Origin of the sequence: Priestia sp. YIM B13551 (assembly GCF_042787905.1) — a bacterium.
Lineage (GTDB): Bacteria > Bacillota > Bacilli > Bacillales > Bacillaceae_H > Priestia.
The window spans coordinates 1,282,572-1,296,699 of the sequence record NZ_JBHZOX010000001.1; the positions used below are offsets into that span (position 1 = coordinate 1,282,572).

The 14,128-nt window shown below is 38.0% G+C and carries 11 protein-coding genes and 2 pseudogenes; 5 read left to right on the forward strand and 8 right to left on the reverse strand.

Annotated elements, in window-relative coordinates; translation table 11 throughout:
• The first annotated feature begins 212 nt into the window (after positions 1–212).
• The 3 genes from ACFX4N_RS06565 to ACFX4N_RS06575 are packed head-to-tail and all read left to right on the forward strand — an operon-like array spanning position 213 to position 1,287.
• On the forward strand, positions 213–407 hold the full coding sequence (locus ACFX4N_RS06565) for a hypothetical protein (RefSeq protein WP_223268922.1): 195 nt from the start codon (positions 213–215) through the stop codon (positions 405–407).
• Positions 386–814: a Type 1 glutamine amidotransferase-like domain-containing protein gene (locus ACFX4N_RS06570; RefSeq protein WP_244659725.1), complete on the forward strand. Its 429-nt coding sequence runs from the start codon at positions 386–388 to the stop codon at positions 812–814. Before ACFX4N_RS06565 ends, ACFX4N_RS06570 begins: the two co-directional genes overlap by 22 nt.
• A 38-nt stretch (positions 815–852) precedes the next feature.
• The gene (locus ACFX4N_RS06575) at positions 853–1,287 is read left to right on the forward strand and encodes a hypothetical protein (protein WP_377261047.1); all 435 of its coding nucleotides are present in this window, start codon (positions 853–855) and stop codon (positions 1,285–1,287) included.
• Between the two features lie 75 nt (positions 1,288–1,362).
• On the opposite strand, the gene ACFX4N_RS06580 is transcribed toward ACFX4N_RS06575, so the two are convergent.
• From ACFX4N_RS06580 to ACFX4N_RS06595, 4 genes are all read right to left on the reverse strand, one after another.
• A complete protein-coding gene (locus ACFX4N_RS06580; RefSeq protein ID WP_057274671.1) occupies positions 1,363–3,408 on the reverse strand; it encodes a sigma 54-interacting transcriptional regulator in 2,046 nt (681 codons plus the stop codon).
• Positions 3,409–3,626: 218 nt separating this feature from the next.
• A complete protein-coding gene (locus ACFX4N_RS06585; protein ID WP_025601402.1) occupies positions 3,627–6,197 on the reverse strand; it encodes a cyanophycinase in 2,571 nt (856 codons plus the stop codon).
• Positions 6,198–6,305: 108 nt separating this feature from the next.
• Complete coding sequence (gene iadA / locus ACFX4N_RS06590) at positions 6,306–7,478, reverse strand: beta-aspartyl-peptidase (protein WP_013056329.1); 1,173 nt, start codon at positions 7,476–7,478, stop codon at positions 6,306–6,308.
• A gap of 63 nt (positions 7,479–7,541) precedes the next feature.
• Positions 7,542–8,963, reverse strand: coding sequence for a YfcC family protein (locus ACFX4N_RS06595; RefSeq protein WP_057274669.1), 1,422 nt, complete (start codon positions 8,961–8,963; stop codon positions 7,542–7,544).
• Positions 8,964–9,420: 457 nt separating this feature from the next.
• Between ACFX4N_RS06595 and ACFX4N_RS06600 the strand changes: the two are divergent.
• A pseudogene (locus tag ACFX4N_RS06600) lies at positions 9,421–10,128 on the forward strand (isocitrate/isopropylmalate dehydrogenase family protein); the annotation flags it as partial.
• Positions 10,129–10,161: 33 nt separating this feature from the next.
• Positions 10,162–11,100 carry a nucleoside hydrolase gene (locus tag ACFX4N_RS06605; protein WP_057274668.1) on the forward strand — a complete coding sequence of 313 codons (939 nt, stop codon included), beginning with the start codon at positions 10,162–10,164 and terminating at the stop codon, positions 11,098–11,100.
• Between the two features lie 88 nt (positions 11,101–11,188).
• Here the strand turns inward: ACFX4N_RS06605 and ACFX4N_RS06610 are convergent, their stop codons facing one another.
• The 4 genes and pseudogenes from ACFX4N_RS06610 to hutI all read right to left on the reverse strand — a co-directional run bounded on the left by ACFX4N_RS06610 (position 11,189) and on the right by hutI (position 14,125).
• Positions 11,189–11,353 (reverse strand): hypothetical protein, encoded by a 165-nt coding sequence (locus tag ACFX4N_RS06610; protein WP_170959567.1) that lies wholly within the window; start codon positions 11,351–11,353, stop codon positions 11,189–11,191.
• A gap of 3 nt (positions 11,354–11,356) precedes the next feature.
• Positions 11,357–11,788, reverse strand: coding sequence for a MarR family winged helix-turn-helix transcriptional regulator (locus ACFX4N_RS06615; protein WP_057274667.1), 432 nt, complete (start codon positions 11,786–11,788; stop codon positions 11,357–11,359).
• 190 nt (positions 11,789–11,978) lie between these two features.
• Positions 11,979–12,861 (reverse strand): annotated as a pseudogene (locus ACFX4N_RS06620) (agmatinase family protein).
• Positions 12,836–14,125 (reverse strand): imidazolonepropionase, encoded by a 1,290-nt coding sequence (hutI, locus tag ACFX4N_RS06625; RefSeq protein WP_057274666.1) that lies wholly within the window; start codon positions 14,123–14,125, stop codon positions 12,836–12,838. Before hutI ends, ACFX4N_RS06620 begins: the two are co-directional and overlap by 26 nt.
• Positions 14,126–14,128 lie beyond the last annotated feature (3 nt).

Below are 14,128 nucleotides of genomic sequence, written 5' to 3' on the forward strand. Positions count from 1 at the left end.
TTTGCAATTTTCTTTTCACTATTAGGCATCCGAGTTAGAGTCGTTCTCGCCATTTTTCGGGTGTAAAAAACCTTAATAATGACCCATAAATAACCTATATTACACATAGAGCTTTTAAAAAAATTCTTCTTTCACTGTTTTGCCGGTGTTCAATAAGTTGGTATAAAACTTGCATGTTTATCTATGAACTCCTATTAAAGGAGGAGAACTTTATGAAAAAAGCTGAACGTAAAAAAACATTAAAAAGCAGGTCATTACTTGTGCTGTTCTCGCGGCATCTCTTTTACTTCCAATCTCCACTTCCGCTGCTTCTGCACCTTACACGTTTTATCAAGTCGGAAGTACCGCAGACAAAGCGACTAGTACAAGCTTTGGACAAGTCTATATGGGAGGAAGCACCGATGTAGATGAAGCGTTCAAATGGATGATTCAAAAGGCAAACGGCGGAGATTTTTTGGTTATAAGAGCGACGGGTACTGACGCCTATAATTCATATATCTATGACCTAGCAAAAAGTATAGGTAAGCCCCTTAACTCTGTTAGCACAATTGTCGTTGATGATTTAATAAGAGCAGGCTCAGACTCTTCTTTGATTGATAAAATTAACAAAGCAGAAGGTATTTTTTTTGCTGGAGGCAATCAAGCTGATTACATAGATTTCTTAGAAGGCTTCCCGGCTCTTACAGCATTAAATAACCGTATTACGCAGGGCATTCCTTTTGGAGGAACGAGTGCCGGCACCATGATTCAAGGTGATCACATTTATGATTCTATCTCAGCAGGCTCTACAACTTTAGATTCGAAACAGCGCTAAACAACCCGTATAGTTCTCTTATTTCTTTTACAGATTATTTGATTCAAACACCGCATAATAACAACATTCAAACAGACACTCACTTTGAACAACGAGATAGAATGGGGCGCTTTTTAACATTTCTTGCACGTAATATCCAAGACGGAGAAGAAACTAGAACAAGCGCAAAAGGAATTGCTGTTAATGAACAGTCAGCACTGTTGGTAGAAAAAGATGGTTCAGCTAAAGTAGCAACACAGCCAGGCTCTACAAATGCTGCTGTTTATCTGGCTAAAACAAATAAGGCGCCTACTACTTGTATAAGCGGTCAGCCTCTGACGTTTAATAATATTTCTATCTATAAACTATTTAATGGCAGCACTTTTAATCTTTCCACTTGGACAGGTTCTGGAGGGTTAGCTTATACTTTAAACGTAAACGGCGGCGTTATTACTTCTTCTACAGGAAAAGTTTACGGCGGAAATCAGCCGTAAACGCCGAGTTTATGACTACATTATTTTATAAAAAAAGGGAAGCTTAATTAGTTAAGTTTCCCTTTCCCCTGTATATCAAGGATGAATCAAGTGCTGTTTTGTTTTTAAATGATATAGATAATGCAGTCCTTTTTCTGTTATTTTTGTTCCTGCTCTGCCTCTGCGCTTTATAATATACTCTTTTTCTTCTAATACATCCAAACGGTTTCTCACCTGCTGTTCTGTAAGAGTAAAGCCTTTTAAATGCTGGGTGATCCACTTTCTGCTTGCTGCTTTTCCTGTATCATTACACTGTTTTATCGTTTCTAACAGGGCATGATTTTCTTGAAGTTCAATTAAGTCAAACGATTGATTTTCAACTTCATAAAAAGAATGGTCCTCTTTTCGACTACTAAGCCTATACTCTACGTCTTTTGCTTTTACTTCGTTTTCATCGCAGACGGTAAGCAAATACTCGATGACTCCTTTTAATTCTCTTATATTTCCTAACCATTCATATTCGATAAGCAGCTTCATAGCTTCTGGATGAATATGCCTCCACGTTTTTGATTTAGAAATAAAGTGATGAATGAGTAAAGGAATATCGGTTCTTCTATATCTTAAAGGAGGAATGATTAAGGATAATACATGTAAACGATAGTACAAATCTTCTCGAAACAAACCTTCTTTCATTTTATGTAGTAAATTGTTGTGAGTAGCTGCTATTATCCTTACGTTGATCGGAATAACTCTTGTGCCTCCCACCCGTCTAATTTCTTTTTCTTGAAGCACTCTTAAAAGCTGGGTTTGTAAACGCGGACTGATATCACCAATTTCATCTAGAAAGATCGTGCCTTTATCAGCGCTCTCGAACAGCCCTTTTTTACCGCCTTTTTGCGCTCCTGTAAAGCTGGCTTCTTCGTACCCAAACAGCTCGCTTTCTAGCAGCGTATCAGTCATGGCACTGCAGTTAACGGCAAGAAACGGTCCATTTTTACGTGTAGAATAATTGTGGATAGCCTGAGCAAACAGCTCTTTTCCTGTACCGGTTTCTCCTTGAATTAAAATAGGATACTCAGTAACCGCCATTTTTCGGGAAATTTCAATTGTTTTGAGCAAAGCTGGGTGTTCTCCGATAATATCTTGATAATCATACTTAGCTGAAAAGCCGCTTTTTCTAAGTTCTGACTGCGCTTTTCCTTCTATTTCAACAGCTTGATTAACACTTTTAAACGTTGCTACCGTAGTATTGCTCTCCTGAATCATAGACTTATAGATAACCATTTCGTATCCGTTTATGTTAAAGTACTGACTTTTCTCGTCCGACAAAGTAATAAACTCCACAAGGCCTTCGTCGAAAATTACATTTTGAATTTCATGATCTACAACATCAGAAGAAGATAGCTGAAACAATGATTCTAACCTTTTATTAAATAACGTAATTCTTTTATTGAAATCCACGGCAAGAATACCATCTTCAACTACATTTACAACACTTTTTACATGCAGGTGAAGTTCTTTCATTTGCCCCTCTGCTTCTATTAGTTTTTTTTGCAACTCAATAATATTTCGTAAATAGCGATCCCAAATAATTGAATGATTAGACTGATTAAAACCAAATGATTTTATAAGTTCAAAAATGGTAGCCATGTCAAAAAGCCTAACTCCTATATCAATTACATGTTTTACATATGGCGGGCACAAGTGAACCTCACCTGGAGAAACAGCAATTTCAACCCCTTCGTAATAGGTCTTTTGCTTTTTAAAAGGAATAAACTGAACATGATTAATCCCTACTTGATAGAGAGACTCTATTAACTTAAGAGTTTCTTTATCATCATCGTTTACAATTAACACCTTTGTATGGGCAGGGATTTTCAGCAATTCATTTATATGTTTATGGTGAATCGTTCTATTTCCTACAATTTCATGTGCATGCTGAACGTCTAATCTGTCCTTCATTTCGTGCTTTATACTCTCCGATGAATAAAGGACAACATCGCCATCAATTTTTCCGGGTAATTCTTCATCAATCGCAAAGCATTCAATAGAAATGTAATCTCCTAACAACTCTTTTAATTGATTATGTAAAATGATTCTAGTTTGCTTGCTTCCTGTTATTAAAACTAATTTCTTTTTCATTGTATGGACACCTTTCTACAGGCCTTTAACTTGACTTGCCTTCAGAGATTAGTTTATGGAATATATACCTATCATTTTATACTTTGCTGCGCATTTCATCTAGCGGACGTTTGTCCCTATTACAAATAAAACAAGTAGAAAAAAGAACCTCCACTTCAATAGATGGAGGCACGCTATGTCAAAGCTCTACATGCATTTAATTACTTTCTGTTTTCTTTTTATTTAATAGCTACTTTTATTGGTTTGATATCTAACGTAACTTTCACAATGGAATAATCGTCTTTTTGACCGTCTGTATAAGCCCAATAACCATTGCTTTCAGCGCTTTTTCGGAAGGTAAGCTCAAAACCTTTGTTTTGGTTAAACGCATAGCTCTTTATTTCTTTACTCTGGGCATTATCAATAAGATCGTAAGCCAAAAATTTTCTTAATACACCGTGCGGAGAGAAAAGACCCGTGTTCGGCCCAATCTTTTCACTGTAGTATTCATTTTTTCTAGTAGATGTTTTAGCTGGGTTTATTACGATCTCTTTTGTTGTCATATTTACTTTGTCGCCTGGCGTAATACAAGAGATAAGAATATTTTTGTAATCACTCGGAAATTTGTCATTTGCCTGTACCTTCGCTAAGTCAACTAGCGTAATGCCGCCTCTTCCCACAACTTCTATTTGTTTTTCTTTATTATTTACTACCATAGCAGTATCTTCATCAATTCCGTAAGAAAGCTGATTTTTATTTCCTTTTTCATATGCTGTTGCAATAAGACGTCCGAGTCTTGCTTTGTTGTCAAAATGCTGATCTACAAGACCGTATTGGAAAAAGCCAAGACCTTTTTCCAAATAAGCAGGCCCGCCTTCTTGCTGAGTCATATCATCGTATGTGTCTGTAAATCCGTATGAAAGCGCTCCGTAGCTATCTCCGCCTGCGAGCATAGTATTACTCATAATCGCCGCGCCGGCGCTCGTACCGCCAAGTACTGCTCCATTTTTATACGTATGCCATATGGCTTGTAAAACTTTTGAGTCCGAACCATTTTCATTACGCAACGAGCCCGTAATCAAGGTTTGATCTCCTCCTACAAACCAAATGCCTGTTAGTCCTTTAACTTTTTGCGCTAGTTTATCACTATTCATATTTGCTTTCCAATTCGACTCATTTTCAGAAGTTCCTTTAAAGTCATGGTTTGAAATAGGTAAAACTTCTATATTTTCTGCCTTCATTCCGTATTTAATTAAATCTTCTTTAAAATGACTAGAGGAATCAAACTTAGTACTCGCTGCAGGCACAATTCCTATTTTGGCCTGTTTTCCTCCTGCAAGATTAATAAACTTGTTATACACGCTTGAATTGCTGCTGCCAAGTGCTCCTCCTGCAATTAAGAGATTACCTTTAATCGAATCGTATACAGGACTTTCAGATGGAGAAAAGGTAGATTTTTTATAAGTTAAACTAGTTTCTTTATCCGGCTGGAATTTAACGGTTTTGGGCGTAATATCCATTCCTACATTTACGATGGAATAATCATCTTTTTGTCCGTCAGTATATCTCCAGTAGCCGTTTGTATCACTATTCTTTCGAAAAGCAATTTCATATCCCCACCCTTGACTGTCATAAACATAGCTGTTGGCAGATTTCATCGATTCATTGTCAACAAGAGAATAGGATAAATAAGCCTTTAATCTTCCATATGGCGTAAAAACACCCGTAGCAGGCAGTGCGTTAAAGGAATAATATTCAAATCCCTTCGTTTCTACTTTATCTTTTGGAAATTCAAATGACTTTAAATGATAGTTAATTTTATCTCCAGGAGATAAGTAACTAACTTTTATGTTCTCTAAACCTGAACGCGCTTTTTGCTTAGATACAAAGCTCGAAGCTGATTTTAGCTTAGCCTTGCTCATGTCTAATACAGCTACTCCGCTTCGTCCAACGACTTCAATTTTTTGATCTTTATTATTAACGACCATAGCCGTATCTTCGTCCACACCGTATGCAAAGTTTTGTTCTTTGTCGCGTTCAGAATTATACGCAGCTACTGCAAGTCGCCCAAGTCGTGCTCGTTCATCCATATGCTGATCGATTATGCCGTGTTGGAAAAAACCCAGCCCCTTTTGAACTGATAAAGGCTCGTACTCTTTTTTACCGTCTTCCCCTTCATTTACATGCTTATTTGCCTTGTTTCCTATACTTTCTTTTAAAGCTCCTAGACTGTCTCCCCCCGTAATCATGACGTCACTCATAATTGCAGCTCCTGCACTTGTACCTCCAATTACTGCTCCTTTACGATAAATATCCCAAATAGCTTTTAACGCTTCGGAATCGCTTCCATTATTTTGCCGAAGGGAATCTACAATTTTTGTTTGGTCTCCTCCAACAAACCAAACTGCCGTTAGTCCTTTAATTGTACCGGATAACTTCTTATCGTTTACTTGGCTCTTCCAAGTTGATTCATCCCTTTGTGTGTCAGAAAAATCGTGATTTGAAACGGGAAGTATCTGAATAGAATCTGAGTTTACTCCGTATTTCACGAGGTCTTTCTTAAACTTTTCAGAAGACTGCAGCGTTGTGCTAGCAGCTGGAATAATCCCTATTTTGGCTTTTTCTTTTCCTCCAGCAAGCGAGAGGAATTTTTCATATATGTCGTGATTAGATGTTCCTACACCTCCGCCTGCAATAACAAGGTTGCCTTTAATGTCCTGAGTATTGTCTTGTGCTTTTGCAAGCAGCGGTGTACTCAAAGAAGAAAGTAATGTAAAGCTGATCAGACATGAAACAAGTTTCTTTTTCATTGGAATGCCCCTTTCCACGCAAATTTCAATAGCTCTTTCTAATTAGCTCATATCCTTTCCACAATACGTTCGTTAAATGATGCTTCGCTGCTTAGAGTCTAAAATCTGTTATTCAAACGTTCCTTTCACAAGAGGAACACCATCTTTTAGCATCATCTTACCTTGAGCAAAAACTGTTTTAATCGTTAGCGTCTCTTTATCTAAAAGGACTAAATCTGCATCTTTTCCAGGTTGAATATGCCCTTTATTGTACAATTTTAATACTTTAGCAGGGTTAGAGGTAATAACTTGAAGAGCTGTTTCTAACGGTACTGATTCCTCTAATACTGCATCTCGTACTTCTTGAAATAAAGAAGACACTTTTCCAACTTGAAGACCTTTATAATCTCCGTTATCATCAAAAAACGGCAGGCTCGCGTTTCCATCGGATGAAAACGTAATACTCGAGATCGGAACTTCTTCTTCAAGCATGATGCGTAACCCTTTGCTGCACTTCACTTCCCCTTCTTCTAAAAAATGGGGAATGGTGCTAGTCGTCAAATCTACATATCCGCCTCGTTTCGCAAATTGAATTCCTTCTTTAAACAGCTCTTCATTTCGATTAATGTGTGTAGGATGAAATTGACGAATTGGCAGGTCTGTTTTATCTGCAATTTGATTTAATAAAGATAATTTTCGTTCTCCATCTCCTACGTGAACTTCTAATATTCCAGCTTTTCCTGATAAAATCCCTCCATTGCGGGCAGCGGAAGCCACCTTTACCAGTTCTTCAAATGTCGGTTCAGAGGAACGGTGGTCAGAGATCGCAATTTCACCTACTCCAATAATTTTATCAATTAAAATAAGATCTTCCTCGATGCTGCTGGTTAACGTTTTTACCGGTATTTGATAGGAACCTGTGTGAATGAAACAGCTAATCCCTTCTTCTTCTAATCCTCTTGCTTTGGCCAGAAGATTTTCCATTCTTCTTGTTGTACCGTCTGTTCCAAGTACACCTACAATAGTTGTAACACCGGCAGTCGTTGCATCGGTTAACATTAGTTCAGGAGTGCGTGTTTTATATCCACCTTCTCCTCCTCCACCAATAATATGAACATGTGAGTCAATGAAGCCTGGAGCTATAATGTGATTAGCGGCGTCTACAACATCAATAGGAATGGACGTATTTAAATGCTCAATATAATCTTTTATAAGGATGATTTTGCTGTCTGCAAGTAATACGTCTTTTTTTCCTAAAGGCTGTGGTGCATATACTTCTGCGTTTTTGATTAAGGTTAACAACTTCTATTCCTCCTACTAGTAAGCTCGACTTGCGAATAATATTTTTCTATATAATTTTAATGCTTAAAATGGTCCGTAATTGATAAAATAAGCAATCACAACGGCTATTAGACCAATCACATATTGAATAAGGACTAACGGCAGCACCCATTTTGCCCACTTTGTCCATGAAATTCCCGCAATCGCTAAGCCAGCCATTAATGTTCCAGCCGTCGGGAAAATAATGTTTCCGATGCCGTCTGCAAAAGAAAAAGATAATACTGCTGTTTGTCTTGTAATATCAAGCAAATCTGCAAGCGGCGTCATGATTGGCATTGTCAGCATCGCATGACCTGTTCCAGATGCTAAAATAAGGTGAATCAGCGCTTGGAAGTTATAAATTCCGATAACGCTTAAATATCCCGGAATATGTTGAATGGCTCCAGATACTTGATGAAGCATAGGATCTACAATATGACCTTCATTCAAAACAACAAGAACAGCACGAGAAACTCCGATAACTAGCGCTCCTCCAACTAATGCTGCTGCCCCGTTTGTAAACGACTTAACTATATTTTCAACAGACAGTCTCCCAATAACCCCAATCACAATAGTCAAAATGACAAACAGAGAGGCAATTTCGGTAATGTACCACTTATACTTAATAACCCCAAAAGCAAGAATTACATAGTTAACAAGAAATGCTGCCATAATCCATTTATGCTTTCTAGTTAACTTGGCATCGGAGTTTAAAAGTTTATTTGCATTAGTTATGCTGTATTTTCCGTATGTTCCAATCGAAGGACTTTTTTTAACTTTCATCGCATATCGATAGACAAACCATACTGAAACAGCGTAAACAACTACGAATAAGATAAGGCGAAAGCCCATTCCAGAAAACATAGGAAGCTCTGCTACTCCTTGTGCAACACCCACTGTAAACGGATTCATAACGGCCGTAGTAAAACCAGCTGATGCTCCAATTAAAACAATGGCAGTTCCCGTTAATGCGTCGAACCCAAGAGCAAGTGCCAGCGGAATTAAAAGAGGAATATAGGCTAGCGTTTCTTCCGCCATTCCCATTAAAGATCCTCCTACCGCAAAAAATAGCATCATAACAGGAATTAATAACTTTTCTCGGGTAGCAAGCTTTTTAGCCATCGTTGTAATTAATACATCTACTGTACCCGTAGCACTTAGTACACCAAAGAAACCGCCAATAATTAATACAAAAAAGATAATATCGGCTCCTTCTACCATTCCTGTATGTATCGCTTTGACCATATCAAAGAATCCAACTGGCGTAGAATCAATCCATTTAAACGACTGAGGATCTACCGTTGTTCGTCCGTCTACTTCTACACGTGCGTATTCTCCGGCTGGCAAGATATACGTTAAAATAGTAGCAATCACAAGAAAGCCTAACAATAAAGCAAAAACGTTTATTTTCCTCTCTTTTTTCCTTACCTGATTTAATGAACTCATTTCTTTTTGCGGTTCACTCATTCTTCTTCTCCCCTTCATTGTGAAATAATAACTTTAAACAGACTTCTCGTTCTTTAAAAGCAGCTTCCTTATCTGCAACTACATATTGCTCCTTTCTTTTTTATTCCTCATATACAGTACAAGCAATTTTCGTGCCAACGGATAACCGTTTAATTTTCTGAATTATGATATAATTAAATCATGTTTTAGGTGGTAATTGGGTGTTTTTTTAAATTTAATATCACCAATTAAGAAGCTGTTTAATAGAAAATCTGGAGCACGAAGCATTAGCTAGTTCTTTTTAAAAAAAGCAGCAAAAAGAAAGATAAAAGAATTTAATCTATAAACATAAAAAAATACTATTTTATTATTGTCTTTCCTTTAAGTAGATTAATACTATAAAACTTCAATCTATTTATAAAAGCATTGCGCATAATGAAAGGGTGTTCAAATCAATGACTGTTTATCGTATAGGGGTATTGGCCGGCAAAATACAGAAGGATTTTGTGCCGATCGTAATATGTTTTCTGGACACGGGGAATGGCAAATTACAAAAGACGTTGTGGTGACATCGGGCGTATTTACGCGAAAAGCCGTAGAAAGAATTGCGCATGAAGCTTTTGCATTGGCTATGCAGCGTCGTAAAAAAGTAACAATCGTACATAAAGCAAATGTTTTAAGATTAAGTACCGGACTATTTCTAAACGTTTGTCGAGAAGTAGCTGAGCAATATCCTGAAGTAAAAGTGGACGACTATCATATTGATGCTATGGCTGCTCATCTAGTACGCTGTGCAGCCGATTTTGATGTCATTGTAACCGAAAACATGTACGGTGATATTCTTTCAGATTTAGCCGGCGAGCTTGTAGGGAGCTTAGGATTAGCCCCTTCTCTTAATGCAAATGAACATATGGCTATGGCACAAGCAGCTCATGGTTCTGCGCCAGATATCGCAGGTTTGAACATAGCAAACCCAACCGGTATTATTTCTTCGGGGATTATGCTACTGAGATGGCTGGCTGAAAAACATACGGATCACAAACTTCCAGAAGTGGCTGCTACAGTAGACTGCGCTCTTTATCAAACGCTCCAAGATGAAGTGAAAACAAAAGATTTAGGCGGACATGCCTCTACGTCGGATTTTACAGAAGCTATTTTAGATAGAGTAAATTCCCTGCAAAAATAACATTAATTTATCCATTCTATAGAGGTGACAATAATGAAAAAAAGAAAGATTATTATGGACTGTGACCCAGGTCATGATGATGCCATTGCAATTATTTTAGCTGCTGCACAACCAGAATTAGATATTTTAGGGATTACAACTGTTTCAGGAAACGCAGAAATAGAAAAAACGACGCTGAATGCTTTGAAGGTGTGTGATTTAGTATCGTTACATAACGTGATTGTTTCAAAAGGAGCAAGCGAACCAATGATGCGCAGACGTGAAAACGCGCCTAGTATACACGGTGATTCAGGATTAGACGGCCCTGAGTTCCCGGCTCTCTCTCGCAGCTGGAGCGAAGAACACGGAGTAGATACTATTATACGAATGGTCAAAGAGTCAGAAGATCCCGTTACGCTTTTGCCTACCGGTCCATTAACGAACATTGCTTTAGCTTTAATAAAAGCTCCAGAAATTAAAGAAAATATTGAAGAGATTATCCTTATGGGCGGCGGAACCTTCGGGAACTGGACGCCAACAGCTGAGTTTAATATTTGGGCAGATCCAGAAGCGGCTAAAAAAGTGTTTGATAGCGGCATTCCACTGATAGTAATGGGGTTAGATATTACGCATCAAGCCGTTGCAACAGATAATGTTATTAACCAAGTGATGAACATTGATAATAACGTAGCAAAAAAGGTGGGTGAATTATTAGCATTTTTTAAATCTACCTATAAAGAAACGTTTGGCTTTGATGGTCCTCCTGTTCACGATGTATTAACCGTTGCTTATTGCATAGCTCCAGAACTATTTACGCTAAAGGAAGTTAATATTGTGGTAGAAACACGCGGAGAATACACGGCTGGAACGACTTCAGTTGATTTGCTTGGAGTTACAGGAAGGAAAGCAAATGCGAAGTTTGGTTTAACCCTTGATGTGGATGGATTTTGGGATCTGATGCTTGAAGCTCTTAAATCATATTCAGCTTCGTAATGTTCATTTAGAAAATAAACTTTATAAACGAGAGGCAGCACCATAGCTGAGTTGGTGACTTGCTGGTGCTGTCTTACGTTTATTCATACTATCTAGCTGTTCTTTTCGCTTTTTGATTGAGCATTACCGTAATGATTGAAGCGACAATAACACCTGTAATTAAACAGTTGGATAGATCTTTATAAATTACTCCCATTACTGTCCCGCCTATAACGCCTACACTAATAAGTGAAATTCGCTCTCTTTGATTCATGATTTACCCCTCCATCTTTTTTAATAAAACATTTAATTTATGAAGAGCGAAGTGCAGGTCTAATTGCTCTTCTTCATTTAACTTCGCAAGATTTGTATGAAAGTTACTATAAATCCCTCTCCATTTTTCTTCTTGAATACTTTTTCCTTTAGACGTTAATGAGACTAAAACTGCACGCTTATCTCGCGGATCAGGCATTTTGATTAAATATCCTTCATTTTCTAATTCACTGATAACATTCGTTAACTGTTGTTTGGCAATATTTAATCCATTACTAATTTCCTTAATATTCAAATCTCTTTTTTTCATATACATAAATTCAACTACGTGATTTTGTAAATGTGTTAATTTCACTTCATTCTTGTTTAAGTTCTTGAAGTTTTCAAATAAAACCGGTATTAAAGCGATATATTCCTTAGCCAGATTTTCCTTCATAAGATGTTCACCTTCTTTAGTAAATATATTATTACTAAATTCGAATAAAAACAATAAAAAATGTTTATTTTAGTAAAAATATATTTACTAAAATCCATACACACTTCTAAAGTTATTTTATCCCACTCTCAACAATCGTTTATTAATCTTATAAAAATAGCCATATAAAAAAGTAAGGAAGCACACTTCCTTACTTTCTGTTTGCAACGCCCGTTAAAAAATTCAAAAACACGTGTACGCCTGCTTTCACGGTAATTTCTCCTACATCACGCAGCGGATCTAGACATACAATATCCATTGCTTGAACAAGTGGATGACTCCCGGCGGTGTATACTGCTTCAAACAACTCATCTGTCCTCATTCCGCCTGTCGTTCCTGCTGGAACTCCCGGTGCGTAAGCGATATCTAACACGTCCATATCAACTGTTAAATAGATCATGTCTACCTCTTTGCTCAGCTGTTTTAATGCTTCTTTCACGGTATGATTTATTCCTGCTTTTCTTGCTTGCAGTAACGTTACATAATGAACGCCTTTGCTATCTGCATATTCCTTTAACGATTTTGAATTATAAAACCCGTGAAGTCCGATATTCCATACATGAGCTGCATCAATAGTATTGCTTTCGATTAAATTTCGTATAGGGGTTCCGTTAGAAGGACCGTTATCTTCTAAGCTGCGTAAGTCAAAGTGCGTATCAAACTGTAAAATCCCTATTTTCTGTTCGGGATGTGACTCTTTCCACCCTTTTACTAACATAGCTGTAATAGAATGATCGCCTCCAAGCATAATAGGTAGCACATGCGAAGGAAGTCAAATCCGTATCATACTCAATATGATACGGGTTAAAGGATTTCCAGAGCTTCCTCATGGCCATTGGCGTCTCACTGGCTCCAGAAGCGCTAATGGAAGATCTTGAAAGAGGCACGCCCAAGACCGTAATATCTATCGATGTAAAGTCGACGCTGCTTCCATCTTCAACTGTCTGAATCCAATCACTTACTTTTGGGTCAGGAGTACTTTGACGCTGCCAGCAAAAAGGCGGTCGATCAAGCTGTGGGTACGGATAGTTCATGTAAAACACCGCCTTCAACCACAACTTTTCCATCTTTTAATACCGTGTCTACAAGGTTTACGGCATAGTTATACTGCAGCGTTTGGTAATTGGGAGCGTCAAATAGCACTAAATCGGCTTTTTTACCTACTTCAATACTTCCGATTTGATTCCCTTTGCAAATGGCATGAGCCGCGTTGATCGTACAGGCCGTTAAAACTTCTGCTGGCGTCATCTTCATCGTTAAACAAGCTAAATTCATAATAAACGGCAGCGATTCCGTAGGAGAAGATCCTGGGTTTCGATCTGTAGACAAAGCAACCGGCACTCCTGCTTCGATCATTTTTCTAGCACGCGCCGGCTCTTCCATTAAAAAGAATGCAGTACCCGGCAATAGAACGGCTATAACTCCGCTTTCAGCCATTTGCTTAATTCCTTGATCCGATGCTTTTAACAAATGATCCGCAGACACAGCTCCCACTTTAGCCGCTAATTCTGCCCCGCCAAAAGACACAATTTCATCGGCGTGGATTTTAGGTTTTAGTCCGTATGCTTTTCCAGCTTGTAAAATACGATCTGACTGTTCAACTGTAAACACGCCTTCTTCACAAAATACATCACAAAACTCCGCTAGCTCTTCTTTTGCAACGATTGGTATCATTTCTTCGATAACGAAACGAACAAACTCATCTTCATTTCCTTTGTACTCAACTGGCACCGCATGAGCTCCCATAAAGGTTGAAACAACATCTACTGGATGCTGTTCATTCAGTTTCTTCGCTACTTTTAATTGTTTGATTTCATCTTTAAGATTTAAACCGTACCCACTTTTGGCTTCGACAGTTGTAACTCCGTACTGCAGAAATTTATTTAAACGTTTTGTAGATTGCTTGATTAGCTCCTCTTCTGTTGCTTGTCGTGTACTAACGGTTGTTTGTAAAATTCCTCCTCCCGCTTTTAAAATATCAATATACTTTGCCCCGTTTAAGCGCATTTCTAATTCTTTTTCACGACTGCCGCCAAACACAAGGTGAGTGTGGGGATCAATCAACCCAGGCGTTACGATTTTTCCTTCGGCATCAATTATATTAATAGGTTCATGGATATGCTCAAGGTATTCCTGCGCTTTGACGTCAGGCCCAACAAATACAATTCTTCCATTTTTCACGAGTACGCTGCCATTTTCAATAATTCCTAGATCTGACATTTCCTCCGCTCGTCTAGGCTGACTTCCTCCTTTAACCGTAATGACTTGTGCAGCGCATTTGATATACGTAATAGTCATACG